The organism is Rickettsia honei RB (assembly GCF_000263055.1).
Classification (GTDB): Bacteria; Pseudomonadota; Alphaproteobacteria; order Rickettsiales; family Rickettsiaceae; genus Rickettsia; species Rickettsia rickettsii.
In genome coordinates, this window is record NZ_AJTT01000002.1 from 132033 (window position 1) to 158318 (window position 26286).

The following is a 26286-nucleotide window of genomic DNA, read 5'->3' on the forward strand; positions in this document are numbered from 1 at the left end:
CGTGAGTAAGGACAATAAAAAGAACCAAGATATGTCGATAGAAGACATATTAAAATCGATTAAAGGAGTAATAAACGAGCGTAAAAATCCTATTCATGAAAATGATAGCGCAGATGAAGATGTATTAGAGCTAACGGAAATAGTAAATCAAGATGAAGAAGAAAAGTTAATATCAACTAAATCTGCTGAAGAGGTAGGTGATATTTTTAAAAATTTTACCGATACTATTAAAGATAAAAAGCTGGATAATAATATCTCATCTAAAAATGCACTTGAAGAATTAGTCGTTGAGATGTTAAAACCAGAACTTAAAGCTTGGCTTGATAAAAATCTACCTGTACTTGTTAAAGAGTTAGTAGAGATTGAGATAAAGAAATTGGTGCAGAATAGTAAGAGGTAGGGGAGTGAATGTCATTGCTAGCTAAAAGCGGGGGAGGTGTATGGCTTGTTTATGTCATTCCCGCGGAAGCGGGAATCCAGTAATTAAAAGGTATATACACAGTAAGTTTTAATATTAAAAGCTCGCTTTACCCTGGATTCCTGCTTTCGCAGGAATGACATCGAACAACCTCCTGCTATCAAATAAATTATTTAATAAGGAATTATATGTTAAATAAATTATGTAAGATATTATTTTTTATAAATCTATTATTAGTGATAGTTCAAAGTTATGCTTCACCTCCGCCTTTACCACCATCATTACCGGCTGCCGAAGTAGATACTAAAGATAAGGATGTTCGCTCTAGTGCCGATATTTCTTTTTTTGATAAATTTAAGCAATTTTTTAGTAAACCAAAAAAGAAAGATATACCCCCTAAACAAGCAAATGAACAAACTAAAGCAGCCCATCAAGAAGAACCAAAGCTAGCTTCCCAAGAGCCTAATGACAATGAACAAGCTGAGCCGTTTATAGATGTCGGTAATACAGCATTGCCTAGTGCTACTCATGAAAGTAGTGTAAATTTAGCTTCTCATGACATTCAGGAATCTAATGAAGCCGAGGCATCTGAACCTTTTATAGATATTGGTAGTGCAACGTTACCTAGTGTTACAAGTAATGAAATGCATGAAGCACAAGTTGCTTCTAATGAGCATAATGATACAAATTTAGCTTCTAATATTATAATTCCTAACGTACCGAGACCGATAGTATCTATGCCTCCGGCTCAAGCAGGAAGTTATGTAGTGCCTCCGCAGCGACCGGTGCAAATATATAAACCAACCAATTTGCCGCTTGTGCATAAGCCTATTCCGCTTAATCCCCCTCCTGATGCTAATAAAGAGGAAGAAAGCGTAGCACCGATAGCACCGCCCTCTATAACTAATATACCTGCTGTTTCTCCGCCTGTGGTTAGCCCGTCGGTAACCCAAGATACTACATCAAGTACTATGCCGACAACAGTAGCTCTGGCAGTACCTAGTAATGTACCTGCACCTTCGGTAATGCCTACAAATCAACCTTCTACACAGCCTATAACACCAACTAGCCCAAATACACCCGTTACTACTCCGTCTAAAGTAATTCCTACAACCGATTCTTCAGCAGAACTCAATAACTCGCAAGAGACATTTGTAGCTGTTTCAGATGTCCCAAAAAAACAAGATTGGAATACGCCGCTTATACCCGTTGTTGTAGTGAAGCTGAATCAACTTCAGCCTTTACAAATTAATAATAATCAAACTACAAATAATCAAGAGAAATCACCTCCGGTAAGCTCTCCAAATGTCACGATTCAAAAACAAGATAATAACGTAAATAATGAAACATCGGAGTTGGTAACAAAATTTGTTAAAGATGAAACACAAATGTTACTTTTACCTGATGATGATATAGTTCTTGGTAAACTAACAGAGCAGGCGACTTTAGAGCAGATGGATATGTATGCATATATAGAGCTGTTCCAAAAGAAAGCAGAATGGATAGCAAGTGCCGAAAGAAGAAAAGTTGTAGAGAGTTTTATTAAATATGATAATGATATAAATAAAAAGAAAGATATTTATGCCAATCTATCTTATTGTAGTGCAGTAGAAAATGCTTTTAGAGCAGTGGATAGAAACAATCTTTTTGGGTTGCGTGCGTTACTTGACGTTTATCCTATATTGCAAGAAAAAGGTAGAGGCGGTGAGACATTACTAACTGCTGCTATTTATAACGATAATTACTATTTAGCAAAATTTTTGGTCATACGAGGTATTAAAATTTCTACTCTAAATGATGAGTGCCAATATCCATTAGATATTGCATTAGCTCAAGGAAACGCTAACATAGCTTGTATGTTAATCAAAGCTAAGGGATATTGATAAGATTATTTTTATCGTCATTGCAAGCGACTGTAAGGAGCGTGGCAATCTCATAAAATAGTATAAAATCCTGAGATTGCTTCGTCAAAACTTACAGTTTTGCCTCGCAATTACGTAGAATTTTCAAACAATTTCTTTAAAGCTTAATTGCTTTTCTATGTTAAATAGTTTAATTTAGGAGAGAAAATAATTAATTAAATCTCTAATATATGAGCGATTTATTCAGCTTTAACAAAGAAAAGAAAAATAAGCTAGTCGATAATAACTATAGTGCAAAAGATATTGAAGTATTAGAGGGGCTTGAGCCTGTTCGTAAAAGACCGGGGATGTATATCGGGGGTACTGATTCAAATGCTATGCATCATTTAGTATCTGAGGTGCTGGATAATGCTATGGATGAAGCAGTCGCCGGCTTTGCAAGTATCATCACGATAAAAATGCATCATGATCATAGTATTACTATATTTGATAACGGTCGCGGTATCCCTATTGATAATCATCCTAAATTTCCTGACAAATCAGCTTTAGAAGTAATTTTAACTACTCTTCATTCAGGAGGTAAATTCTCAAATAATGTTTATCATACTGCAGGCGGATTGCATGGTGTTGGAATATCGGTAGTAAATGCTTTATCTAAACATTTAGAAATAAAGGTTTATAAACAAGGTAAATTATATAGCCAAAGTTATTCTAAAGGAGAAAAATTAACTGATTTAATATGTGAAGAAGCATCTAAAAGGCTAAGAGGTACATCAATAAATTTCACTCCCGATCCGGAAATTTTTAGTGAAAAATTACATTTTAATCCTAAAAAGATTTATGAGCTTGCAAGGTCAAAAGCTTATTTATATCGCGGTGTTACTATAGAATGGGCATGCGAAGTAGAAGTACAGTCAGATATACCTAAAAAGGCATTAATAAGTTTCCCGAACGGTTTAAAAGATTATTTAAGTTCAAAAATAACTTTAGATAATTTAGTTATTCCGGGAATTTTTGCAGGTAATATAGAGTCTACGCCGGACAGGATAAAACTTGAATGGGCGATTTGTTGGCAAAATAACGATAGCTCGGCATTTGTTCAATCATATTGTAATACTGTTCCGACTCCTCAAGGAGGAACACATGAGCAAGGACTTAAGTCGGCTATTTTACGTGGGCTTAAAGCATATGGTGAAATGATAGGGAATAAAAAAGCTGCTAATCTAACTATTGAGGATATTTTAGAAACCGCAAGTGTCGTACTTTCTATTTTTATAGCTGAGCCGTCTTTTCAAGGACAAACTAAGGAAAAATTAGTATCAAACGGTGTAAGTAAACCGGTCGAGAATATAATAAAAGATCATTTTGACCATTTTCTTAGTAGCGATAAAGCTTTAGCTACTAATTTACTTGAGCATGTAATTAGCATTGCTGAGTTTAGAATCAGTAAGAAAAACGAAAAAAATATTGCCCGTAAAAATGCCACTCAAAAATTACGTTTACCCGGTAAACTTGCCGATTGCACACGCACTTCACCTGAAGGGACGGAATTATTTATTGTAGAAGGTGATTCGGCAGGAGGCTCTGCAAAACAAGCACGTAATAGAGAAACGCAAGCAGTATTACCGCTATGGGGTAAAGTTCTAAATGTTGCGAGTTCTACGCTTGAGAAAATCGTTAATAATCAAGCAATACAAGATTTAGAAATAGCTCTTGCCTGCGGTAGTTTAAAGAATTATAAAAAAGAAAATCTGCGTTACGAAAAAATAATTATTATGACTGATGCAGATGTTGACGGTGCTCATATAGCTTCGCTATTAATGACTTTCTTTTTTTTACGAATGCCGAAATTGGTAGAAGAGGGGCATTTATATCTAGCTAAGCCTCCGCTTTATCGTTTAACGCAGTCTAATAAAACTTATTATGCAGGCGATGAAGAGGAAAAAGCTAAGTTAACGGATAAATTATTAAAAGCTAGTAAAGCTAAAATTGAAGTAGGTAGGTTTAAAGGTCTCGGTGAAATGATGCCTGTACAATTAAAGGAAACTACTATGCATCCGGAAAAAAGATCGCTTTTAAAGGTAACTTTAGAAGATTTTCAAAATGTTGATAAAATAGTAGATGATTTAATGGGTAAAAAGCCGGAAAAAAGATTTCAATTTATTTATGAACAGGCTTTAGTTAAAATGGATAAAATTATTAGTGAGCTGGATATTTAATCGTTATTGCGAGCAGTCGTAGACTGTGCGGCAATCTCGTCAAATATCCTGAGATTGCTTCGTCAAATTACTTCGTAATTTTCCTCGCAATGACGCTTTGCTTAAAAAACACACATATTTGGAGTATTATGTTATTACGTTTAATTATAACACTATTTTTTATTATAAATTCTATTTGTGCATTTGCAGAAGGAGAAAAAGAAACTGAAAATAAAATATCAAATCAGGAAGCTTATAAGCAATTTCAAGACGTATTTGAACGTATCGAAAAGGCTTATGTACAGGTACCCGATAGGCAAAAAATGATAGATGAAGCAATTAACGGTATGTTAAACTCACTTGATCCCCATTCAAGCTATTATACCGATGAGGATTTAGAAGATATTTTTACTTTTACAAAAGGTGAATTCGGCGGAATCGGTGTTGAAATAATGTATGATAGCGGAGCAATTAAGATAATATCGCCTGTTGACGATTTGCCGGCTTTCAAAGCAGGGCTTAAAGGTGGGGATTATATAGTAGGCGTGAATGACGAGTTAGTCTCTACGCTTGGTCCTAATAAAGCTATAAAAGAGATGCGTGGTACGCCTGGTACTAAGGTTAAATTGTTGATAATTAAGGAAGAAGAGGCAAAACCGCAAGAGCTAGAGCTTACTCGCGAAATAGTAAAAATCAAGCCGATAAAAGCACATTTAGAAAAAAATAATATTGCATATATACGTATAACTACTTTTAATGAGTCAACAATTTCTGAGCTGAAGGCAGCAGTAAAGAAGTTAAAAACTGAGAGTAAAGATGACCTTAAAGGTATAATTCTAGATTTACGTAATAATGCCGGAGGTATACTCGATCAAGCTATTGCTGTTAGTGATTATTTTATTGATTCCGGTGTAATTGTAACAACAAAAGGTAGAACTACATCAAGTAATAGCGAAATTAAAGCAAATGAGTTTTCGTTAAAAGCTCCCAAAGTACCTATGATAGTTTTAATAAACGGTAATTCTGCCTCTGCCTCGGAAATAGTTGCCGGAGCTTTGCAAGATCATAAAAGAGCAATAATACTTGGCACTAAGTCTTTCGGTAAAGGATCAGTTCAGGCTTTAACGCAAATCAATTCTAGGGCTGCCGTAAAACTGACTATATCTAAATATTACACCCCAAGCGGTCGTTCTATTCAAGCAGAAGGAATAGAGCCTGATATTTTAATTGAGCCGGCGAAAGTTGAGTATCCAGAAGTGAAAAAAATAGATAAGCGTTTTTCTGAGAGTTCTTTAAAAAATTATTTGAAGAATGATAATGAAAAAAACAAAGATAATTCATCTAAAAACAAAGATAGCCAAAAAGAAACAAAAGCCAAAAATAATAAACAAGAAGAGAATGAATTATCGGAATTATACAAAAAAGATTATCAATTTGCTCGTGCTTATGATGTAATTACAGGGTTGATTATTAATAAAAAGCTGGAAACAAAAGAGAGAGTTCAACAAGAAGATAAGTAGAGAGGATAATATCATTCTCGGTTTTGCTGCATAGATAGATTCTTCGTCATAAGCTACGGAAAAACTGTAAGTTTTGTACGTACGCGATCTCAGGAACCCTGGTTTATGAGATTGCCACGCTCCTTTTAGTCACTCGCAATGACGATTTGGTATGCGAGCAAGCCTTCCGCAGGGATGACATCAGTTGAGTTAAAAATAACTACTAGGTCTTATAATGAACCATAATAAGTATATAGTAAGATTGTCATTCATTATATTGTTTCTTAATATTGTCATAAATATGATGTTTTATCGTTATTTTATGATAAAAGAAATGATAGTAAAACAAGTGGCTTTGGAACATACTAAAATTGTAGAACTTTACACTGATAATATTTGGAATGCTCATCAGAACGTAATCAGTAAATTACACAAATTCGATTATTTAAAACTATTACAAGATCAAGATTTTATTAATTTTGCAAAGATTACCGCTCAATGGTTCACCAATCTTAATATTAATATTTCTCTCTACGATCTCAAAGGTAATAAATTCATCACTAGTAATATGTTACATATGTATAGTGTAGACAATTATAAAGATGATAGTTTGGTTGAGATAGTTACCGCAAAAATCGATAAATTTTTTTTAAAATCCTTTACTTCAAAAGCTCCGCTTCGAGATGCTTTTGAAGGTATTACAAGTCATATATTATTACCAAGGGTAGTAATAGAAAATGAAAGTGATTTAACAGTGGAAGAGGCTTCTTTTGTTACTAGCTATATTCCTGTTATAACTAATAATTTAGATTTTCCTGTAGATGCAGTATTTGAGATTAACACTAATATTACCAGCCAGTGGCAAAATATGACCTCTCTTGAGCAAAAGGTTTTTATAACTTTTATCATTATTTTTATAATATTCTGCACTATAATTATTAGTAATACTAACTATGCTAGACAAATCATTGAGGAGCAGCTTGAAACAAATAGAAATTTAAAAGCTCAAATAGTAAAAGTAGAAAAAACCAGCTCTTCAAATACAAAGTTTTTTGCTAATATTAGTCATGAATTGCGTACACCGCTTAATGCTATAATAGGCTTTTCGGAAATTCTTATGTCGGAAAGAGATGCAGAAAAAAGTAAAAATTATATTAAAGATATAAATGATGCCGGTAAGCATTTGCTTAGTATGATTAATGATATTTTAGATCTTTCTAAAGCTTCTGCCGATAAATTAAAAGTAGATAGTATAGATCTTGATTTAAATAAATTAATTCGTTCTTCGCTTATACTTGTTAAGCCTCGTGCCGATCAAGCCAAAGTGGCTTTAATTAGTAGATTACCGAAAGAGCATGTGGTTATAAAGGCTGATCCAAAAAGGCTAAAACAAGTATTCTTAAATCTTTTATCAAATGCCGTGAAATTTACAAATTTCGGAGGAAGTGTTACTATTGCACTTGAAAAAGATGAGTTAGCAAAATTAGTATATATAAAAGTTATAGATACCGGTATCGGTATTGAGGACAAAAATATCCCAAAAACTTTATCGGCGTTCGGTCAAATTGATAGTGAGCTTAGTAGAAAATATGAAGGTACCGGTCTTGGGTTGCCGCTTACTAAAAAGTTGGTTGAACTTATGAACGGTAAATTTGATTTGCACAGTAAGATAAATGAAGGTACCACCATAACAATAACGTTTACATATGACGGTAGTATTGAAATATAAAAAATTGTGTGGAATATTAAAAAAATTTCGGTATTATAAAAAAATTATAAATTTTTAAAAAATATATGAAACTGATTGTCTTATTATTTACTTTTTTATTTTCTATGTTTTCTTTCGGAGAAAGCGAAACTATTAAAGGAAAGCCTTTAAAATATGCAGCAAATAATGATTTTGAAAATAGACTAGATGAACAGGAACAAGAAATCAGAAGGCTCATCGGTAAAGTTGAGGTTTTACAGCATAAAATTGATATGCTAACGCAGAACTCAAATATTTCAAATCAAGAAGAAAATACTGAAGTTTTAGAAGCCGGTGATTCAAAAAAACAAGATGTTTTTGATATAGCTTTGCTTAAAGATATGCCGGATAATGCGCCTAAAAAACCTATTGCGGTTAATAAGGATATAGCTCCTGATAAGCAAGCCTACGATTTGGCTCTTGCTGCTTATAAAGATAATAAACTTACTGAAGCAAAAGATAAGTTTAAAAATTTTATCCAAAAATATCCTAACAGTTTGCTAATTAGTAATGCTTATTTCTGGTATGGGGAATGCTTTTTTAAACAAAAAGACTATAACGGGGCAGCGGTTAACTATTTAAAAGGCTATAAAGAGTTACCGAAAGGGGCAAAATCTTCCGATGGGTTATTGAAGTTAGCACTTTCCTTAGGCGAACTAAAAAAAACTCAGGAAGCATGTAATATGCTTGCTAAGTTTGATAAGGAATTTCCAACTAATAGAACTGCCGCATCCAAGAAAATGGCAGAAGATGCTAAGATTAAATTTGGCTGTAAAAATAAATAAAAATAATAAAATATGACTGATATTTTGGATGAAGTACTGAGTGATCAAAATGAAGAAAAAAGGTTAATTTTTTTCAAAAAGCTTTTACCTATAATAATAATCATTTCTATAATAGCTATTACTATAATGGTTGTTATTAATAATAATAAAGATAAAAGAATTAAAAATAACCAAAAAAACGGAGATATTCTTGTTAAGACTGTTGGTTTGGAAACAACAAAAGATAATGAAGAATTAGCTTTTAATACTTTAGAGAATTTAGTTACTACTAGTAATACTAAAATCAAAGAAATAGCTGCATTAGAACAAGTAGCCATAAAGATTTCAAAAAAAAAATATTCAGAAGCGAAAGACCTGCTTAATAAAATTATTGAAAATAAAGAATATTCCGAAATTTCTACTTCTTATGCACGTATTTCATGGTGTAGTCTTGTTATTGATGATCACAATCTAGATATTCAAGATAAAGAGAAATTGACCAAATATTTAAACTATTTTGATGACGAGAAAAAACCTTTTTGGGCTACAGCAACTATTATAAAAGCTATGTGGGATATTAAGAATAATATGAAACCGCAAGCAGAAAAAAATCTAAAAAATTTATTAATTTCAAATAATGTATCTGATCTAATAAAAGATCAGGCTAAAGCATTGCTTGTAAATTTAAATAAATAATAATTCGTACTTAAGGAAAAATATGACAAAAAAAATAGCACTTCTGTTATTACCGTTTATTTTAATTTCATGTAACGGGCTTGGACCAAAAAGGGTAAAAAATATTGTTGAGTTGACTCCTAAATTAGCAATTCAGACTCATGAGCCTATATATTTAGATTCTAATGCAAATATATATGCATTTAATGCAAATATGCTTAAGAATAAACAGTATAGTTTCGCTAGAAGTAAAACGATTACCGAGCCGGTTTTTATAGGCGATATGATTTATGCATTGGATATTAGATCGAATATTTCTGCATTTTCTATAGAGAAAAATAAGATTATTTGGTCTTATAATTTAAGTAGACATAAAAAAGATAATTATATAGGCGGCGGAATTTTACACCATAACGGAAAATTATACGTAACATACGGTTCAAGGTTGTTAGTAGTGCTAGATGCAAAATCAGGTTATGAAATAATTAGAAAAGAACTTCCGGATATTATTAGAATTAAGCCTATTGTGCTCAATGATAATACTGTCTTAGTGCAAACTATCAGTAATCAAACTATTGCTTTAAATGCAGAAACTTTAAAAACCGTATGGGAACATGAAAGCCTAGCGGAAGTTTTGTCGGCTAGTTATTTTATGACGCCGATAGTACAGTATGACAATGTAATAGTAACTTATAATTCCGGGCAAATACTTGCCTTAAATATAACAAACGGTGAAGTAAAATGGAATTTTGAGTTTACAAATCTTAATGATCGTACAGCTATACCGAATTTTGACGAATCAAGTATTTTATGTACTCCCGTTCATGATAATATGAATCTGTATATAGCAACCGGTCTTGGTAAGCTTATTAAGCTTAATGTAGCAACCGGCAGTGTGATTTGGCAGGTAAATGCCGAGGATATTCAATCAATGTCTTTAATCGGTAATAGTCTATTTGTAACAAATAATGCTAGACAAATAGCAGCATTTAATCCTGAAACAGGGAAAGTAAAGTTTGTAGCTGATTTAAATGATGGACAAGATCCTAAGACACTAAAATCTGCTGCTTTTTTAGTACCTTTTGTTGGAGTTAATAATAACAATAAGCGAAGTTTAAATGTTATTTCCGTTAACGGTGTTTTATATAGTTTTGATGTTGATAATAATGGATTAAACATGATACCTCATGTTGTCAAAATTATAAAAAATATTCGTTATTATGGGCTAAGAGCAAATAATAATTTATATTTTTCTACCGATAGAAAAATAATATTCGGAAGTAAATAAATTATATTTAGCTTGACAGATAGCGGGTATTAATGCTATTAAATATGTTGCTTGATTCTTTAATTTTAAATTCTAATTAAAAAGATACTATTGTGAAAACTTACTCGGCAAAGCCATCGGAAATTGAAAAGAAATGGTGGGTCATAGACGCAAAAAATATTGTACTAGGACGACTCGCTAGCAGAGTTGCTAATATGCTACGCGGTAAGCATAAGCCTAGCTTTACACCTCATTTAGATTGTGGTGATAATATAATCATAATAAATGCGGAGCATGTAACATTAACAGGTAAAAAAGCAAATCCCAAAGACGGAAAAATATATTACAGATATACAGGATTTCCAGGTGGGATAAAAGATACTACGGCAGGTAAAATCTTAAGTGGTAAACACCCTGAGAGAGTTATTAAAATGGCCGTAAAAAGAATGATTACAAGAAATGCTTTAGGTGCTAAGCAAATGAGTAATTTGTATGTTTATGCAAATGGTGATCATCCTCATATGGCACAGCAACCTACTGTTTATGATTTTGCAAGCCAAAATCCAAAAAATAAAAAGTAATAGAATATGCCCGAGTTAAAAATTAAAACAGAAAAAGTAGAAAAGCAGTTAACTAAAGAACCTTTAGTATTAAAAACCCCTAAAGAAAAAATAGATAATTTAGGCAAGTTTTATGCTACAGGTAAAAGAAAAAATGCTATAGCACGAGTATGGCTTAAAGTGGGAAAAGGAAAAATAGTTGTTAATAAAAAAACAATAGCCCAGTATTTTCCTTCTGAAACTTATGTGAAAACTATCTTACAGCCGTTTGTCTTAACAAAAACTATTGATCAGTATGATATAATTTGTACTGTTAGAGGTGGAGGAATTTCAGGACAGAAAGGTGCTATTTTACATGGAATTTCTAAAGCTTTAGATAAATCTGCTCCGGATTTTCATGCTATTTTGCGTAAAGGTGGTCTTTTAACACGTGATTCTAGGGTAGTAGAGCGTAAGAAATACGGACAACGTAAAGCACGTAAGAAAACACAATTCTCTAAACGTTAAGATAAAATTTGAGAAGTTGCTAGTCAATTGTTGCATGGATCAATTTTTTATTGTCATCCCGCGACTTGATCGTGGGATCCAGCTTAAAATATTTAAATTAATTAGTATTTTAAGTTGTTTTTTTTGGATACCGTGGTCAAGCCACGGTATGACACTAAGTACATTTTCCAAGCCATGCAACCGCTTTTATCTAGAATGACACTTCTTAACAAATTATATAAACACTTTTCCCCTGGCGGGGTAGCTCAGCTGGTTAGAGCGACGGAATCATAATCCGTGTGTCGGGGGTTCAAATCCCTCCCTCGCTACCATTCATCCGTCTTTTTGACAGTTCTATAGTAAATTGATTTGAACTTTGTGCTTCGTTGTTCATCTCCTCGTCTATTATATATATAGGCTCTACCTTCGTGCCTGTCACAAAATGGGGGTGAGTTTACTATAGTACTGTTAAACAGTTCCATAGTTTTTAATAAAATTTTGTATAAGATAAATATTAGATTTCTTGCATAACCTATTTTATAAAGAGGAATTTGAAGGAGGCACGGAACATAGAACCGGAGCGTAGCCAAATCTATGTAAGGATTCGAACCAGCTCCAAATTACCTTTAGAAAGAGATTATGCCAAGGAGTCTATTTTATATTAGGTTCTGTGAAGATCTCTAAAACGATTTGATTTGCACTAAAAAATATCTCAAAATAAAATCAATTAGAAATCTTTACAAAGCCTAGCATTTTATGAAATTGATTTTAACAAGTTTAATTTTTATATTTATGCGCTTTCTTCCAATATATGCTAAATCCTTACTTAAAGGGTTCATGTATCTGAAAGATATCGACCCTACAATTATTCAAAATATGCATTATTATTCAGATGAAAATTTTGTTGGTAAAAAGGTAGATGGTTATAAAGCACCGGAAGCAATTTTAACCATAGAAGCTGTTAAGGCTCTTAAAGCAGTACAAGCTGAGATACAAAAAGATGGTTATTCACTGATTATATGCATATAGACCACAAAAAGCTGTACAACATTTTTAAGATGGAGCAAAGATATAATATTGATCAAAAAAATAAGGAAAGCTTTTACCCATATATAGATTAAGTCTAAATGTTTTATATTAGGTTATATAGCTGAAAGATCTAGTCATAGACTGTAGATTGACCAATAATAAAGCTTCAGAAGGAAGTTAATAATAATCCTGAAGTCATTATTAAGAGAAAGCTGAAAGACACGCGTGTTATAATCCTCTTTAGATGATAATACGGTAGACATGTATACTTCTTTTGACTTATTTGATAAAGCTTTACCCCATGATAGTAAATTAATTGATAAGCAATATTTAGCAAAACGTAATTATTTATGTTCTAAGATGCAAAAACATAATTTTAAAGCATGTAAAATTGAGTGGTGGCATTATACAACTTGCAGATGAGCCTTATAAAGATCAATATTTTAACTTTGATATAGAAAAAAAACTATGACAGTATTAAGTGAGAAAAGATGCATACCATGTGAGGGTGGAGTTCCGCCACTTGAGAAAAAAGAAATTGATAAGTTATTAGTTCAATTACAAAGTGAGTGGCAAGTGAATGCATTAGGGCCTCTTTATAAAAAATATAAATTTTCTAATTTTATAAAAGCTATGGAATTTGCAAATAAGATAACTGAAATTGCAGAGCAGGAAGCACATCATCCCGATTTAACTATATCTTGGGGAGCATGTAGTGTGGAAATATGGACTCATAAAATCGACGGTCTTATGGAAAACGACTTTATATTGGCTGCAAAGATAGAAAGTAAAATCTAATTATTTTCAGGTTGAATTACTTAAGTGAAAAGAATAATAGCAAAAATCACACAAGTATCAACAGCTAAACGATGGTTTCTTATTAAATTAATTGAATTATAACAATAATCTTAATAATATTTAATAATAAGACATGTTGTAATAAACATAAAGTAACGTTATGCCAAATTATCATATTAAATTTTTACCAAATATAGTTAAGTTAATCGGTTATTTTTGTAGACTTATTTTATTACCAAATTTAATACCAGTTGGTTCTAGTGAAAATAGTTATGACCAAAGCCTTGATAGAAATAAGGTATATTCTGTACATTTAAAACCTTTTTCTAATACCTCTACATATTTTTTAGATGAGCATCCTGATCATACCTTTGTACATATTACTGATAAAAAATATATTTTATATGGATTGGTTAGAGAGCTAAAATTTGCGTTTGAAGATATAAAAATTCATGATTTTCAATGCCGGAAACTCAAATTGATACGGTTAATTGGGAAACCGAAACAACAACAAATTACTGTCTAAGTAATTTCATTATAAACTTATTTCATATAAGAGAAGTAAAAGATTTTATTGCTAATATAATCTAGCAAATGCATTTACTGCACATATAATCGGTGATAATAATTATAACCTAATAAAGAATGATAGTACGTATTATATGATTGAATCTAGTTGCGATAAAGATTAGTTTATTGTCTAGAGGAACAAATGAATGTGCTGTATTTACTTTAGGCAAATAATACGGATATTGCATTATTTAGTGCTATAAATGAATGAATTGAAGGTGATAAAGAGGTAAATAGTGCTGTTCTACAAGTACTATATATATAAAATTTTACTGAATTAATGATTCAAATTCTTTTACGACGGCTTGGTAAAGTTTACGTTTAAACGGTATTATAATAGATAAGAGTTCATCAAGTGATGCCCAACGCCATTGGTCAAATTCCGGATTAGAGGTATTTATATTAATATCTTCGTTATTTCCGGTAAACCTAATTAAAAACCAGCGTTGTTTTTGTCCACGAAAATTACCGTTCCACAGTTTAGGTATTAAAAAGCTTGGTACATCATAACTATACCAGAATTTGCTTTCGGCAATAATATATCCTTTATCGCTGCCTATTTCTTCTAACATCTCACGCATTGCTGCAATACTTGGTGTTTCGCCGGGCACTATCCCACCTTGCGGCATTTGCCATGCAGATATTTTTGTATCTATTCTTTTACCGACGAATATATGGTTATCGGCATTTAATATCATCATGCCGACTCCTGGTCTATATGGTAAATCAAGATGTTTTTTGGAAGAATTGCTCATTATTTTTTTACTTTAAAAAATCAATTATAATTTTACTACTTTATTTTTACCCGTTGTTTTAGCTTCATACATAGCTTTGTCAGCACGTTCAATGAAAGATTCTATTGATTCTTCTTTTTTATATTTCGTAACTCCGATTGAAATAGTTGTTTTTAAAGGTTCAATTTGATCTTCAATGTGAAAATTCATATATTTTATTTTAACTCTAACTCTCTCCGCAGTTTCAATTGCTTTAGAAATATCTATATCCGTTAAGAGTATAGTAAATTCTTCACCGCCGAATCTTGCTATTAAGTCTGTTACTCTGAGAGTATTTTTCAAAATACGGGATACAATTGTTAAAACCTTATCGCCTGCTTGATGACCGTAAGTATCGTTTACATGTTTAAAATTGTCGATATCGCACATAAGTAAATATAATTTAATACTTTCTTTATTAGCTTTCTCAATAATTTGTTTGAGATGTATATCGAAATAGCGACGATTAAATAAGCCGGTTAGACCGTCTTTAACTGCTAAATTGACACTTTGTTCAAGATCATTACGTAAATTATCTTGATATTGCTTACGTCTTAATTGTGTTCTAATTCTAGCAAGCAATTCGCTTTCCTCTATAGGATAAACGAAATAATCATTAATACCGAGTTCAATACCTTTCACAACCAAAGGCATACCGTCTTCATCAATTTGTAAAATTATTACTACGCCGCTTATTTCTGCTTTACCTCTTAAAATAACACTGATCCTCAAAGGATCGTCATTTTCGAGCGTACTACTGATAATTACTAAATCGGGGGTATATTCATTTATAATATCTAATTCATCGGAATTACTTATTACCTTTACGTTTTGGGTAAGCTTAAGTAACATTTGTTTTATATTTTTAGCTTGTACCACATCATCATTAATTAGTAATATTTTTTTATCTGCAAAAGTGTCATGCATTTCGATATTTGTTACGCCTAATAATGCATTAGTGCTATTACGAAGCTTTAACTCATCAATTAAGCTTTTCATTCTAGATAGCGATTTAAGTCTTACAAATAGAGCAGTATCGTTAATCGGCTTTGTTAAAAACTCATCAGCTCCTGCCTCAAGACCTTTAACTCGATCATCAATATCGGAAAGTGCAGTTACCATTACAACCGGTATATGAGTAGTTTCCGGATTGGTTTTTATCGTTTTACATACCTCACATCCATCCATTTCCGGCATCATAACATCAAGTAGTATAATATCAATTTTTTCTTTTTTAAGAATTGCTAGTGCTTCTTTACCGCTATTTGCAGTAAGAACCGTATAATACTCTTTTAAAAGTTTGGCTGTTAGTAACTTAATATTGGGTTCTATATCATCTACTACTAATATTGTGGTCATAAGATTAAATTCTTGTTTTTAAAGGAAATAATTTGTATATTTATACTTTAATTTTAAGTCTTAAATGTATGATATATGAAAATTTCAGCAAATTCAATTAGAACAGGTAACATATTAGTTTATAATAATGATTTATGGGTTGTCAGCAAAACACCGGAACATACTCAACCCGGGAAAGGTGGAGCTTATGTACAAGTTGAGATGAAAAATTTAAAAACAGGGACAAAGCGTAACGAAAGATTCAGTTCTGCCGATTATTTAGAAAAAGCTGAACTTGAACAAAAAGATTATCAATTTTTATATTTTGAAGGTGATGATTTGGTATTAATGGATACCAAACATTTTGATCAAATAAATATTTCCAAGGAAATGTTAGAAGAAAAATTATCTTTCTTAACTGAAAATATGATTGTTAAAGTCGAATTTTATAATGACAAGCCTTTAAATATTGAGCTTCCTCCAACTGTTATACTTGAAATTAGTGAAACTGATCCGGTAATAAAAGGAGCAACCGCTACCGCTTCTTATAAACCAGCAATTTTAGAAAACGGTATTAAAGTTAAGGTCCCGCAATATTTAGAAATAGGAGAAAAAATTGTTGTTAAAACTGATGATATGACATATGTTGAGCGAGCGAAGTGAGCTGTTTTATTGAACTATGGATACCACCCCGTCATTGCGAGCAGCCGTAGGCTGCGTGGCAATCTCGTCAAATATCCTGAGATTGCTTAGTCAAAACTTACAGTTTTTCCTCGCAATGACGACTTTCAGCATCCACTCAGGTAATGCTTTTAGCTAGGAATGGTATCAATTTTTTAAAGCCATACGACATAATTTCTAAAACTAATATCTTAAATTAAAAATATCAAATGCAACCTATAACTAATTTATTAATTAATGCCCTGCGTAAAGCTGTTAAGTTTTTGCATAGAGATTTTTTAGAACTCGAAATGCTACAAAAAAACTCTGTAAGAAATGAAGAATTTTGTAAGCGATCTTATTTAAAATTAAAAACTTTATTATGTGAAGAATTACAAAAATATACACAATATTTATTTTTTCCGGAGGATAAATTCGATTTAAATAATAATTATGAGAGTGTTTTTTTAATTAATCCTATAGATAGCCCAAATAATTTCGCCAGAAGCATACCTTTTTTTGCGATATCCGTAACTTATTTAAAAAGGAATCAAGAAGTTTTAACTCCTACTTCTACAGTAATATATTTTCCTGCTCTTAATGAAATTTATTATGCTGAAAAAGGTAAGGGAGCTTGGATAGAAAAAAATAATTTAAACTCTAATTATCAAGGATTAAGACTTAGAGTTTCCGATAATGCCGATTTAAAAAACTGTTTAGCAATTATTGAAGATGTAAATCATAATGATTTGGAGGAGATAAAGGTAGATAATATTAGATCTTTTGGTTCTCTTTGCTATGGGGCTACGCTTGTAGCGTCAGGTAAAGCGGATTTAATATGTTTATCATTATTAAATTTTACATTATATTATGCATTTGAACTTTTTATTAAGGAAGCAGGCGGGATAATTATAGATTCTAGCGATAAATTTCTATATTCAAATCGTTATATTGCTAAAAAACTTAAAAAATATTAGACAAGAAATTATTTTAGATTTGCATTTTTATTGTTATAATAATATTAATATAATTATTAATTCATAAAGTTATGGCACATTATAAAGAGTTTGAATTTGACTGCGATTTTAGTGGACAAAGAGCCAAATTTAAGTTTTATATAGGTACGCCTCAAGAAGGGCATCATCCGCTACAATTTCAAGCAAAATGGTTATCTGACGAAAGAGGCGGTACTATTCCTGATGATGTTATGAAAGCAATATCACAGCTAAATGATCTTGCCAAAAAAAACGGTGTTCCACTCCCGGACTTATGCGTATATGCTCTTGGTTCTGCGCAAGAAGTCCAAGCTACCCCTCAAGACGAAGATGAAAACGAGAGTGAGAACCAAGAGGATAAAGCAGAGCAGGCATAGTTAAAAATAATAAGGAGATTCATAGAGATTAAAATGAAACAATATAATGATTTATTTAAAATTATTCACCGCGAAGGATATATATTTATTGCTAGCTTTGCATTAGTAAGTTTTTTATTAGCATCATTTAATGAAAAACTTGGTTGTATTGGATGTATTGCTACTGCTTGGTGTATTTATTTTTTCCGTAATCCTGATCGCTTTGTGCCTATAAGTGATGATCTGGTAATAAGTCCTGCAGATGGAATAATTCAAGAAATTAAGGAAGCATTGCCGCCTCCGGAATTAGGACTTGGTGATGTGGAAATGATTAGAGTTAGTATTTTTCTAAATATTTTTAATGTCCATGTTAATAGAATCCCGGCAAACGGAAAAATTTTAGCACTTCATTATAATCCAGGAAAATTTTTTAATGCTTCACTCGATAAAGCTAGTATTTATAATGAGCGTCAATCAGTATTAATGGAAACTGCTCAAGGTCAGAAAATTGTTTTTGTTCAAATAGCCGGACTTATAGCAAGGCGTATAGTTTGTGATTTAGAAGAGGGTAATGAAGTTAAAACGGGCGAGCGATACGGTATAATTCGTTTCGGTAGCAGAGTAGATGTTTATCTACCGTTGAAAACAACTTTATTAGTGAGTAAAGGGCAGACTGCTATAGGCGGTGAAACTATCATTGCTGATTTTGGACGTAAAAAGACAACAGAATTTAAGTTTGAGAGGAAGTAGCCTCATAACTTTAAAACTGTCATTGCGAGCAGCTGTAGGCATGGTTTGTTTATGTCATTCCCGCGTAGGCGGGAGGGAATCCAGTGAAACGTATAAAAAACAAGTTTTTTATCTGTTTATTTTATCAAATATATAATTTTGTACCAATTAAGATTATTTTTTTCTGGATTCCTGCTTTTGCAGGAATGAGAAATTGACAGCCATGCAATCACACTGTTTTTTTCTTGCAATGATGTGATAAATACATTTTGAGTATAAAAATTGTTAAAAATTCGTAAATCTATAATAACTAAGCCTGTACCTCTAATAAAATTAATTCCCAACTTTATTACGTTGCTTGGTTTAGTAACCGGTATGAGTTCTATAAAATTTGCTTTGGATAGCAGATGGGAACTTGCGGTATATTGCATTATAGTAGCGGCAATTATTGACGGTATCGACGGTAGAATAGCAAGGATGCTAAATGCAGTTAGTCCATTTGGTACAGAGCTTGATTCATTATGCGATTTTGCTAATTTCGGTATAGCTCCTGCCTATCTGATATATTTATGGTCTTTTCAACAATATGAGTATAAGGTATTTTCATCAGCGGTAATGTTATTATTTATAGTCTGTATGGCACTACGTTTAGCTCGCTTTAACGTTGGTATTTATCAACCGAAACAAGATAAAACTGATTATTTTTTTACCGGTGTACCTGCCCCATGCGGTGCTTTACTTGCTTTAATGCCTGTAATGATAGATTTTGAAATCGGTACGTTATTAAATATCAATACCCGTACTCATACTATAACAATTAATATATATTTGGCTATTATAGCTTTTCTACTTGCTAGTAGGCTGCCTACAATCTCAACAAAAAATTTGAGTATTAAACCTGAATATTTATCGCTTGCAATGATTTTAGTTGCTATTGTTATTATAAATCTTATCATATATCCATGGTATTCACTGCCGTTAATTGCAGTTATATATATTCTTTCTATACCAATTTGTTATTTTTTGAAACATAGAGGGTATTGGTAAAGTTAATTATGCCGAGTGTATTACAACAAGCTATCGACAAATATAAACATCATCCATTTACTAAATATGTAATTATTATAGTCTTAATCATATTTATTTATTGGGGATATAGAATTTATGTTTGGGCAAATACACAATCTACGGATAATGCTTACATAGATGCAGATATTTCAAATGTTAGTGCTGAAGTTAGCGGTGTTTTAACAAAGTTATTTGTTACCGATAATACTAAAGTTAATAAAGGCGATCTGATAGGTGAAATTGACGATAGAGATTATAAGGCAAAGCTTGCAGCACTTGAAGCATCTATTGAAGCTTGCATAAAAAATATAGAAATTATAGAGCAAAAAATCTCAATAGGGCAGATTAGCCTAGAGCAAGCAGCTGAAAAATTAAAGCTTAATAAAATAAGCTTTGATATTGTTGCAACAGATTTTATGAGAGTGCAGGAGTTAAATAAGGCAAAATTTGCTAGCTCTAAAACGTTAGATGATTCTAAAAACGCATATCAAAAAGCCAAAACGGATTATAAACAAGCACAGTTAGATTTAGATATATCTAAGCAACATTTACAGCTTCTTGAGCTTGAAAAAGCAGCAGAACAGGAAAAACTTAAAGAGCTAACAGAAAATAAAAAAGTAACCTTAAGGAGCTTACAAAATACTAAACTTATTGCTATGGTACCCGGTATATTCGGTAATAGTAGTTTAGAAGTCGGAAATTACATAGTACCGGGTAGGGTGTTGTTTTCTATAGTTCAAGATAATACTATGTATATTCAGGCTAATTTTAAAGAAACACAAATTCAGAAATTTAAGTCTGGCATGAAAGTCAAAATTGAATTTGATGCTTTGCCTAAAAAGGTAATTTACGGGAAGATTCGTAATATTGCTCCTGCGACCGGCTCTAAATTTAGCTTAATCCCACCAGATCATGCTACCGGTAATTTTACTAAAAGCGTACAACGTGTACCTGTTTTAATAGATTTTGAATCCCCAAATGCTAATCTAGTTCCCGGCATGTCAGCAATCGTATCCATTAGAACGGATCAGAGTACGTAATTTTTGTTAAAAAATAGCAATAATTATTCTATTAAAAGTACATATTCTAGTGTTATTTACTGATTACTTAAAAAGTTATATAATATGAGTAATACCAAAAGTAATAATTAATATGCAAAGATATTTAGATCCCACTAATTGATAGTGTATTTAAAAAAATCTTTCGTGATTTAGAGAGGTTCAAGGAATTTATCCATGCAGTTCTTGAACTACCTGAGGGGCTTAGAATTAAAGCAATAGAATTTATACCTGTAGAGCAAGTACCTATGCTCGATAAAGGCAACAAAAAGCATATTTGATTTAAAGGTTAAAGATGAAGCCGGTAGCTGGTATATAATCGAGATGCAAAAAAGAAATGAAAGCGATTACTTAAAAAGAGTGCAATATTATTCTGCTCATTCTTACGTACAGCAACTTACACAAGGAATAAAGCATAAAGATTTATTACCGGTAATAGTTATTTCACTTATTAAGACTAAAATGCTTGAAACTAAAACAAATAAGCAATATTTATTTGATTTTTCCTATGTATTTATAGAGCTTAAAATTTTGATAAAGATAAGCTTGAAACTACTATAGATGAGTGGCTACATTTATTTAAGTGTGCAGAAACAGAAAACAGCCCACCTGTAAATATAAAGAGCGAGAAGGTATTAGATGCATACAATATAATAGAAATGCATAACCTCACCGCCGAAGAATATGATGTCTATATAAGAGCGAAATTAATGGAAGATGCCGAGGAAATAGCTTTAGGAAGAACAGTGTGAAAAAGGGAAAGAAGCATAGAAATAGCAAAGAACTTGTGACTTAAATATATAGATGTCAATATAATAGCAGATTCAACAGGGCTAACTATAGAAGAAATAGAAGAGCTAAAAGCAAAAATAGAAAATTCTGAAACTAGTTGATTAATTATTTGCTTTTTAACTCTGCTAATTCTTGCTTGAGTTTTATTACTAAAGTTTGTAATTTTTCAAATTCTTCGCGAGTGATGTAATTACCTTTAAGTATTTTATCCTCAATTATGCCACAGCTTTTATCCGTTATACTATTTAAGGCTTTTTGTGCTACGCTGCTAGCTCCAACCGCTACTTTTAAAATATTATTTGTTTTCATAGTACCTCTATCGATAAAGCATGCAAGCCGCTATTAAATTCATCGGCAAGTAAGTTATTAATAGTGCGATGATTGGCAATTAGGCTTTTCCCCTGTAATGTTTCTGCAGAAATTCTTATTTTGATATGGCTGTGAATTCCGTTATAATGACTAGCATGTTTATAGCTTTCATCTATTATTTCTTGAAAATGTGGTTTTAACACACTTAATTTTTCTTGTATCCTTTCTATGCGGTTCATATTTTTATTTCATTTACAGTAAAAATGTCCTAATATTCTTAAGTATATAATTTTATGATACACATGGCAATGTCGGAATTAATAACGAATTATAAAGATTTACAAGATGCGATAGATAAATTGGAAAAAGGCGTATGTTTTGCTTGTAGATTAGTTAATTATGATGAAATAGAATTTATAGAGCAGGGTAAGCATTTTATAATTGAAGATTTAGATCAAATCATTGAAGATGTAAGCAAAGAACTTAATATTTTTTCAAAGTTTAAGAAAATAAAGAAAGATAGAATATTATTTATCCTAAATACTACTGATTCTGACTTAATTAAAAATTTTGCTAGAAAATTATATTTATTTTTGCAGCTTTATATTAATGAACAGAAGCCGGCAATTTATATGAATTGTTATATTGCTAGTATTAAATTTCCAAAAAAAGTAAGTAATAATGCTAAAGAAATTGAAAAAATATTAAATATGTTACTTTCACAAGATAATCATTATTATTACCGTGAATATAGCAGTACAGAACATGATTTGGAAAATATAAGAAAATCTAATCTTCAGCTTAACTTACTACGACAAGCCTTAGCAAAAAAGACTATGCGATTTGCTTATCAGCCTATAATAGATCGTAATACTATGAAGATTCATTATTATGAATGTCTGCTTCGTATACCTGACGAGAACGGTGTTTATATTTCCGTAGGTCCTATAATCCCTATTGCTGAAAATAAAGGATTAATTTTTATAATTGATCAAATTGTTTTAGAAATGACTGTTAATGAACTTGTCCGCAACCCAAACTTAAAGTTAGCCGTTAATATTTCAAATATAGGAACAGGCGATGAAGCTTTATGGGAAATAGCAGAAAACTTATTAAAAGCTCATAATGTTCGGGATCGTTTAATTATTGAAATTACGGAAACTTCTTTCAATCAGCATTACGATAAAATAACTTTATTTATTAATAAACTACGTAAGTACGGATGTAAATTTGCATTAGACGATTTTGGTGCGGGTTTTACTTCGTTTAAACAACTTCAAAGCTTACCAATTGATATTATCAAAATTGACGGTAAATATGTGCGTAGTATTACAAGTGATGTACAAAGTAGGTATTTCGTAGAAAGATTAATTAAAATTTCAGAAGATTTATGTATTGAAACGGTAGCTGAATTCGTAGAAAACGGAGAAATAGCTAAATTTTTAATTGATCTAAAAGTCGGTGGGCTACAAGGAAACTTCTATTCCGAAGCAAAATTTGATAGGGTGGATGAGGTTTAATGATTGTCATACTGAACCGGTTTTGTTGCATGGCTCTTGAAAAAGACTCCGATGTCATGCCGTGATTTGACCACGGTATCCATAAAAATAACTTTTAATATCAATGATTTTAATATTTTAAACTGGATACCGCGATCAAGTCGCGGTATGACACAGTTATTGCTTGACAATGTTACTTAAAACCTATATGCAGAACTCAATTTTAAATTTTAAATGATTAAACTTAAATGCTGTTACTTGAATTAAAAAAAACTAATCAAACCTTAGGAACTATACATTTTATAGGTATCGGCGGCGTTGGCATGAGCGGTATTGCCGAGATATTATATAATCTAGGTTATAAAGTACAAGGTTCCGATTTAGTAGAAAATTATAATACTAAAAGGCTTGAGTCATACGGCATTAAAATATTTTTAGGACACGCCGAGCAGAACATTACCAATGTGTCGTATGTTGTTATTTCATCGGCAATTAATCCAAAGAATCCTGAAATAAAAGAAGCTTTGGAGCGTAAAATTCCAATTATTAGACGTGCGGACATGCTTGCTGAACTTATGAGATTAAAATGTTCAGTAGCAGTTTCGGGATCGCACGGTAAAACCACTACTACTTCTTTAGTTGCTTGTTTATTTGAGGCAGCTGGTTTATGTCCTACGGTTATTAATGGTGGGATCATCAATAATAAATCGACTAATGCATATCTTGGTTCAAGTAATTATTTAATTGCGGAGGCCGATGAATCGGATGCAACGTTTATTCATATTCCATCAACTATTGCGATAATAACTAACATTGATCCTGAACATTTAGATTATTATAGAGATTTTGAAACATTAATTGGTGCTTTTAGAAGCTTTATTACTAATTTGCCGTTTTACGGTTTTGCCGTTTGTTGTATCGATCATAAAATAGTTCGTAAGTTAGTAGACGATATTACTGAAAGGAAGATTGTTACTTATGGCATCGATTCGGAAGATGCTCATATTATAGCGTTTAATATTAACACTGATATTGCCTCCTCTACTTTTGACGTAAAAATTAGTCTACCAAATGTACTAGGTACAACGATTATTGAAAAAATTACTATTCCAACGCCCGGAAGACATAATATTTTAAATAGTCTTGCTGCAATTGCCGTTGGGATAGAATTAGATTTCGGTATTAAAGCTATTAAAAACGGTTTTAATAATTTTAAAGGAGTGAAGAGGAGATTTACTAAAGTAGCTGAATATAATAACGCTTCAATTATCGATGATTACGCTCATCACCCTGAGGAAATCAAAGCAACGCTTGCGACGGCTAAAAATATAGCAAATAAACAAAACGGTAAAGTTATTGCTATTTTTCAGCCTCACAGATATTCAAGAATGCAGTATTTATTTGATGATTTTATGTTTTGCTTTGCTGATGCCGATATACTCTATATTACCGATATATATGCTGCAGGTGAAAACCCTATAGAAGGAATTACAGGACGAAGTTTAGTTGATAAGATTACTAAGCATAAACATCACGATAAAGCAAATTTTCTAGCAGAGCTAGATGATGCGGTTGGAGTTATTATAGATAATGCAGCTTCTGGTGATATGATAATTATGATGGGAGCAGGTAATATTTCAAGTTTTGCTAATGAATTAGATGGGAGATTGTCATCCCGTGGCTTTCATCCTGTGGTTTGACTGGTATTGTTGCATAGCTCTTATGTCATTCCCGCTTTCGCGGGAATGACATCTGTTCGTATAACATAGGGTCAAGCGAACTAGGGTACAAAAGAGTGAAGATAACAGTAAAGCGAATAACAGGACTCAATATGTTAATTTTACCGATAGTAAAAGGCGAGTATAAAAAAGATTATAATTTAAAACACTTAACATGGTTTAAAGTAGGCGGTAATGCTGAATTTTTCTTTAAACCTTTAGATAGCGAAGATTTAAAAAGTTTCTTAATACAAAATAAGCAAAAATTACCTATAAAGACTTTTGGAGCAGGCTCAAATATTATTATAAGAGACGGCGGCATAGAAGGGGTCGTTATAAAACTTGGTCAGAATTTTAGCAATATTGAGTTTATAGATAATCATTTAATAGTAGGTAGCAGCTGCCTTAATTATAATTTAGCAAAATTTTGTCAAGTAAATGCTATTTCCGGTTTTGAGTTTTTAGTAGGTATTCCAGGGACTATCGGCGGCGGTGTTGCTATGAATGCCGGTGCTTACGGCTCTGAATTTAAAGATATTGTAGTGCAGATTGAAGCGATTGACTTTGCAGGAAACTTTTTAACATTCACAAATGAAGAAATCGGTTTTAAATATCGCAGTAATAATTTACCAAAGAATTTAATTATTCTCAAAGCTGTTTTTAAAATAAATAAAGGCGATAGTGAAAATATATTATTACGGATGAATGAAATAAATAACGCAAGATCATCTACACAGCCTATTAAAGAGCGTACGGGCGGTAGTACTTTTGCAAATCCTGAAGGGCGTAAATCTTGGGAACTTATTGACAAAGCGGGGCTTAGAGGCTATAGAATAGGCGGTGCTTCGATGTCAGAACTTCATTGTAATTTTATGATAAATAATGGTGATGCTACCGCTAAGGATTTAGAAGATTTAGGTGATTTCGTCCGGCAGAAAGTATATGAAGATAGCGGGGTTAAGTTAGAGTGGGAGATTAAGAGAATCGGACGTCATCCCTAATTAAAAATGGCGTTGTTGCAGCTAGTTTTATGTCATTCCCGCGAAGGCGGGAATCCAGTAAAACATATAAAAAACAAGGTTTTTATATGTTTATTTTATAATATGTAACTTCTATAT

26 protein-coding genes, 1 tRNA gene and 5 pseudogenes are annotated in these 26286 nt (G+C 32.0%); 28 read left to right on the plus strand and 4 right to left on the minus strand.

What is annotated here, in order from left to right:
* The first annotated feature begins 1 nt into the window (after nucleotide 1).
* The 17 genes and pseudogenes from WSW_RS0103000 (at nucleotide 2) to WSW_RS1000000113870 (ending at nucleotide 13995) form a co-directional block, all read left to right on the plus strand.
* Nucleotides 2-400, plus strand: coding sequence for a DUF2497 domain-containing protein (locus WSW_RS0103000; RefSeq protein WP_016917020.1), 399 nt, complete (start codon nucleotides 2-4; stop codon nucleotides 398-400).
* 8 nt (nucleotides 401-408) lie between these two features.
* Nucleotides 409-617 (plus strand): annotated as a pseudogene (locus WSW_RS1000000112920) (hypothetical protein).
* The gene (locus tag WSW_RS0103005; RefSeq protein ID WP_016917021.1) at nucleotides 607-2301 is read left to right on the plus strand and encodes an ankyrin repeat domain-containing protein; all 1695 of its coding nucleotides are present in this window, start codon (nucleotides 607-609) and stop codon (nucleotides 2299-2301) included. The pseudogene WSW_RS1000000112920 and the gene WSW_RS0103005 overlap by 11 nt, the downstream one beginning before the upstream one ends.
* A 209-nt stretch (nucleotides 2302-2510) precedes the next feature.
* Entirely contained in the window at nucleotides 2511-4499 is a 1989-nt protein-coding gene (gene parE, locus WSW_RS0103010; protein ID WP_016917022.1) for a DNA topoisomerase IV subunit B, read from the plus strand.
* Nucleotides 4500-4627: 128 nt separating this feature from the next.
* Nucleotides 4628-5998, plus strand: coding sequence for a S41 family peptidase (locus WSW_RS0103015; protein WP_016917023.1), 1371 nt, complete (start codon nucleotides 4628-4630; stop codon nucleotides 5996-5998).
* Between the two features lie 214 nt (nucleotides 5999-6212).
* Complete coding sequence (locus WSW_RS0103020; RefSeq protein ID WP_016917024.1) at nucleotides 6213-7706, plus strand: sensor histidine kinase; 1494 nt, start codon at nucleotides 6213-6215, stop codon at nucleotides 7704-7706.
* A 65-nt stretch (nucleotides 7707-7771) separates the two neighbouring features.
* Nucleotides 7772-8509: a tol-pal system protein YbgF gene (gene ybgF, locus WSW_RS0103025; protein WP_012736493.1), complete on the plus strand. Its 738-nt coding sequence runs from the start codon at nucleotides 7772-7774 to the stop codon at nucleotides 8507-8509.
* 12 nt (nucleotides 8510-8521) lie between these two features.
* Entirely contained in the window at nucleotides 8522-9184 is a 663-nt protein-coding gene (locus WSW_RS0103030; protein ID WP_016917025.1) for a DUF2659 family protein, read from the plus strand.
* A 22-nt stretch (nucleotides 9185-9206) separates the two neighbouring features.
* Nucleotides 9207-10451, plus strand: coding sequence for an outer membrane protein assembly factor BamB (locus WSW_RS0103035; protein ID WP_016917026.1), 1245 nt, complete (start codon nucleotides 9207-9209; stop codon nucleotides 10449-10451).
* A 92-nt stretch (nucleotides 10452-10543) separates the two neighbouring features.
* The gene (gene rplM / locus WSW_RS0103040) at nucleotides 10544-11011 is read left to right on the plus strand and encodes a 50S ribosomal protein L13 (protein WP_016917027.1); all 468 of its coding nucleotides are present in this window, start codon (nucleotides 10544-10546) and stop codon (nucleotides 11009-11011) included.
* Between the two features lie 6 nt (nucleotides 11012-11017).
* Nucleotides 11018-11497 (plus strand): 30S ribosomal protein S9, encoded by a 480-nt coding sequence (gene rpsI / locus WSW_RS0103045; protein ID WP_012736490.1) that lies wholly within the window; start codon nucleotides 11018-11020, stop codon nucleotides 11495-11497.
* 234 nt (nucleotides 11498-11731) lie between these two features.
* Nucleotides 11732-11808 (plus strand) — tRNA-Met (locus WSW_RS0103050).
* A 424-nt stretch (nucleotides 11809-12232) separates the two neighbouring features.
* A pseudogene (locus WSW_RS1000000113865) lies at nucleotides 12233-12430 on the plus strand (D-alanyl-D-alanine dipeptidase); the annotation flags it as partial.
* Between the two features lie 336 nt (nucleotides 12431-12766).
* Entirely contained in the window at nucleotides 12767-12928 is a 162-nt protein-coding gene (locus WSW_RS0103060) for a M15 family metallopeptidase domain-containing protein (RefSeq protein ID WP_016917029.1), read from the plus strand.
* 45 nt (nucleotides 12929-12973) lie between these two features.
* Complete coding sequence (locus WSW_RS0103065; RefSeq protein ID WP_016917030.1) at nucleotides 12974-13303, plus strand: 4a-hydroxytetrahydrobiopterin dehydratase; 330 nt, start codon at nucleotides 12974-12976, stop codon at nucleotides 13301-13303.
* Nucleotides 13304-13463: 160 nt separating this feature from the next.
* Nucleotides 13464-13748 (plus strand): annotated as a pseudogene (locus tag WSW_RS01000000108140) (hypothetical protein); the annotation flags it as partial.
* Nucleotides 13749-13765: 17 nt separating this feature from the next.
* Nucleotides 13766-13995, plus strand: a pseudogene (locus tag WSW_RS1000000113870) (hypothetical protein).
* Nucleotides 13996-14142: 147 nt separating this feature from the next.
* Here the strand turns inward: WSW_RS1000000113870 and WSW_RS0103075 are convergent.
* Both WSW_RS0103075 and WSW_RS0103080 read right to left on the minus strand, forming a co-directional pair.
* Nucleotides 14143-14628 (minus strand): RNA pyrophosphohydrolase, encoded by a 486-nt coding sequence (locus WSW_RS0103075; RefSeq protein ID WP_004996360.1) that lies wholly within the window; start codon nucleotides 14626-14628, stop codon nucleotides 14143-14145.
* 24 nt (nucleotides 14629-14652) lie between these two features.
* A complete protein-coding gene (locus WSW_RS0103080) occupies nucleotides 14653-16005 on the minus strand; it encodes a PleD family two-component system response regulator (RefSeq protein WP_016917032.1) in 1353 nt (450 codons plus the stop codon).
* A gap of 75 nt (nucleotides 16006-16080) precedes the next feature.
* Between WSW_RS0103080 and efp the strand changes: the two genes are divergently transcribed.
* From efp to WSW_RS0103115, 8 genes and pseudogenes are all read left to right on the plus strand, one after another.
* Nucleotides 16081-16647, plus strand: coding sequence for an elongation factor P (efp, locus tag WSW_RS0103085; RefSeq protein WP_016917033.1), 567 nt, complete (start codon nucleotides 16081-16083; stop codon nucleotides 16645-16647).
* Nucleotides 16648-16874: 227 nt separating this feature from the next.
* Entirely contained in the window at nucleotides 16875-17621 is a 747-nt protein-coding gene (locus tag WSW_RS0103090; protein WP_016917034.1) for an inositol monophosphatase family protein, read from the plus strand.
* 71 nt (nucleotides 17622-17692) lie between these two features.
* Nucleotides 17693-18016, plus strand: a complete 324-nt coding sequence (locus WSW_RS0103095; protein WP_010976982.1) for a DUF2610 domain-containing protein — start codon at nucleotides 17693-17695, stop codon at nucleotides 18014-18016.
* A 33-nt stretch (nucleotides 18017-18049) separates the two neighbouring features.
* Nucleotides 18050-18745, plus strand: coding sequence for a phosphatidylserine decarboxylase (locus WSW_RS0103100; RefSeq protein WP_016917035.1), 696 nt, complete (start codon nucleotides 18050-18052; stop codon nucleotides 18743-18745).
* Between the two features lie 261 nt (nucleotides 18746-19006).
* Nucleotides 19007-19771 (plus strand): CDP-diacylglycerol--serine O-phosphatidyltransferase, encoded by a 765-nt coding sequence (gene pssA / locus WSW_RS0103105; protein ID WP_016917036.1) that lies wholly within the window; start codon nucleotides 19007-19009, stop codon nucleotides 19769-19771.
* A gap of 8 nt (nucleotides 19772-19779) precedes the next feature.
* Complete coding sequence (locus tag WSW_RS0103110) at nucleotides 19780-20832, plus strand: HlyD family secretion protein (protein WP_016917037.1); 1053 nt, start codon at nucleotides 19780-19782, stop codon at nucleotides 20830-20832.
* 112 nt (nucleotides 20833-20944) lie between these two features.
* Nucleotides 20945-21131, plus strand: a pseudogene (locus WSW_RS1000000113875) (hypothetical protein).
* Between the two features lie 37 nt (nucleotides 21132-21168).
* The gene (locus WSW_RS0103115) at nucleotides 21169-21411 is read left to right on the plus strand and encodes an Rpn family recombination-promoting nuclease/putative transposase (protein ID WP_238528473.1); all 243 of its coding nucleotides are present in this window, start codon (nucleotides 21169-21171) and stop codon (nucleotides 21409-21411) included.
* 336 nt (nucleotides 21412-21747) lie between these two features.
* On the opposite strand, the gene WSW_RS0103120 is transcribed toward WSW_RS0103115, so the two are convergent.
* A complete protein-coding gene (locus tag WSW_RS0103120) occupies nucleotides 21748-21951 on the minus strand; it encodes a hypothetical protein (protein ID WP_016917038.1) in 204 nt (67 codons plus the stop codon).
* Nucleotides 21948-22190: a BolA family protein gene (locus tag WSW_RS0103125; RefSeq protein ID WP_012736546.1), complete on the minus strand. Its 243-nt coding sequence runs from the start codon at nucleotides 22188-22190 to the stop codon at nucleotides 21948-21950. Before WSW_RS0103125 ends, WSW_RS0103120 begins: the two co-directional genes overlap by 4 nt.
* A gap of 54 nt (nucleotides 22191-22244) precedes the next feature.
* Here WSW_RS0103125 and WSW_RS0103130 point away from each other — a divergent pair, with 54 nt between their 5' ends.
* The 3 genes from WSW_RS0103130 (at nucleotide 22245) to murB (ending at nucleotide 26169) form a co-directional block, all read left to right on the plus strand.
* The gene (locus WSW_RS0103130; protein WP_016917039.1) at nucleotides 22245-23471 is read left to right on the plus strand and encodes an EAL domain-containing protein; all 1227 of its coding nucleotides are present in this window, start codon (nucleotides 22245-22247) and stop codon (nucleotides 23469-23471) included.
* Between the two features lie 227 nt (nucleotides 23472-23698).
* Complete coding sequence (gene murC, locus WSW_RS0103135) at nucleotides 23699-25150, plus strand: UDP-N-acetylmuramate--L-alanine ligase (protein ID WP_016917040.1); 1452 nt, start codon at nucleotides 23699-23701, stop codon at nucleotides 25148-25150.
* A 131-nt stretch (nucleotides 25151-25281) separates the two neighbouring features.
* Nucleotides 25282-26169, plus strand: coding sequence for a UDP-N-acetylmuramate dehydrogenase (gene murB, locus WSW_RS0103140; protein WP_016917041.1), 888 nt, complete (start codon nucleotides 25282-25284; stop codon nucleotides 26167-26169).
* Nucleotides 26170-26286: the final 117 nt, after the last annotated feature.

Excerpts from the sequence above, each read along its gene's own strand:
- WSW_RS0103020 (WP_016917024.1), top strand. The coding sequence starts at position 6,213 with ATGAACCATAATAAGTATATAGTAAGATTGTCATTCATTATATTGTTT.
- parE (WP_016917022.1), top strand. The coding sequence starts at position 2,511 with ATGAGCGATTTATTCAGCTTTAACAAAGAAAAGAAAAATAAGCTAGTC.
- WSW_RS0103100 (WP_016917035.1), top strand. The coding sequence starts at position 18,050 with ATGAAACAATATAATGATTTATTTAAAATTATTCACCGCGAAGGATAT.
- murC (WP_016917040.1), top strand. The coding sequence starts at position 23,699 with ATGCTGTTACTTGAATTAAAAAAAACTAATCAAACCTTAGGAACTATA.
- WSW_RS0103130 (WP_016917039.1), top strand. The coding sequence starts at position 22,245 with ATGATACACATGGCAATGTCGGAATTAATAACGAATTATAAAGATTTA.
- WSW_RS0103125 (WP_012736546.1), bottom strand. The coding sequence starts at position 22,190 with ATGAACCGCATAGAAAGGATACAAGAAAAATTAAGTGTGTTAAAACCA.
- WSW_RS0103080 (WP_016917032.1), bottom strand. The coding sequence starts at position 16,005 with ATGACCACAATATTAGTAGTAGATGATATAGAACCCAATATTAAGTTA.
- WSW_RS0103075 (WP_004996360.1), bottom strand. The coding sequence starts at position 14,628 with ATGAGCAATTCTTCCAAAAAACATCTTGATTTACCATATAGACCAGGA.
- WSW_RS0103095 (WP_010976982.1), top strand. The coding sequence starts at position 17,693 with ATGGCACATTATAAAGAGTTTGAATTTGACTGCGATTTTAGTGGACAA.
- WSW_RS0103030 (WP_016917025.1), top strand. The coding sequence starts at position 8,522 with ATGACTGATATTTTGGATGAAGTACTGAGTGATCAAAATGAAGAAAAA.
- WSW_RS0103065 (WP_016917030.1), top strand. The coding sequence starts at position 12,974 with ATGACAGTATTAAGTGAGAAAAGATGCATACCATGTGAGGGTGGAGTT.
- murB (WP_016917041.1), top strand. The coding sequence starts at position 25,282 with ATGTTAATTTTACCGATAGTAAAAGGCGAGTATAAAAAAGATTATAAT.
- WSW_RS0103035 (WP_016917026.1), top strand. The coding sequence starts at position 9,207 with ATGACAAAAAAAATAGCACTTCTGTTATTACCGTTTATTTTAATTTCA.
- WSW_RS0103005 (WP_016917021.1), top strand. The coding sequence starts at position 607 with ATGTTAAATAAATTATGTAAGATATTATTTTTTATAAATCTATTATTA.
- ybgF (WP_012736493.1), top strand. The coding sequence starts at position 7,772 with ATGAAACTGATTGTCTTATTATTTACTTTTTTATTTTCTATGTTTTCT.
- WSW_RS0103015 (WP_016917023.1), top strand. The coding sequence starts at position 4,628 with ATGTTATTACGTTTAATTATAACACTATTTTTTATTATAAATTCTATT.
- WSW_RS0103110 (WP_016917037.1), top strand. The coding sequence starts at position 19,780 with ATGCCGAGTGTATTACAACAAGCTATCGACAAATATAAACATCATCCA.
- efp (WP_016917033.1), top strand. The coding sequence starts at position 16,081 with ATGAAAATTTCAGCAAATTCAATTAGAACAGGTAACATATTAGTTTAT.
- WSW_RS0103060 (WP_016917029.1), top strand. The coding sequence starts at position 12,767 with ATGTATACTTCTTTTGACTTATTTGATAAAGCTTTACCCCATGATAGT.
- WSW_RS0103120 (WP_016917038.1), bottom strand. The coding sequence starts at position 21,951 with ATGAAAACAAATAATATTTTAAAAGTAGCGGTTGGAGCTAGCAGCGTA.
- rpsI (WP_012736490.1), top strand. The coding sequence starts at position 11,018 with ATGCCCGAGTTAAAAATTAAAACAGAAAAAGTAGAAAAGCAGTTAACT.
- WSW_RS0103090 (WP_016917034.1), top strand. The coding sequence starts at position 16,875 with ATGCAACCTATAACTAATTTATTAATTAATGCCCTGCGTAAAGCTGTT.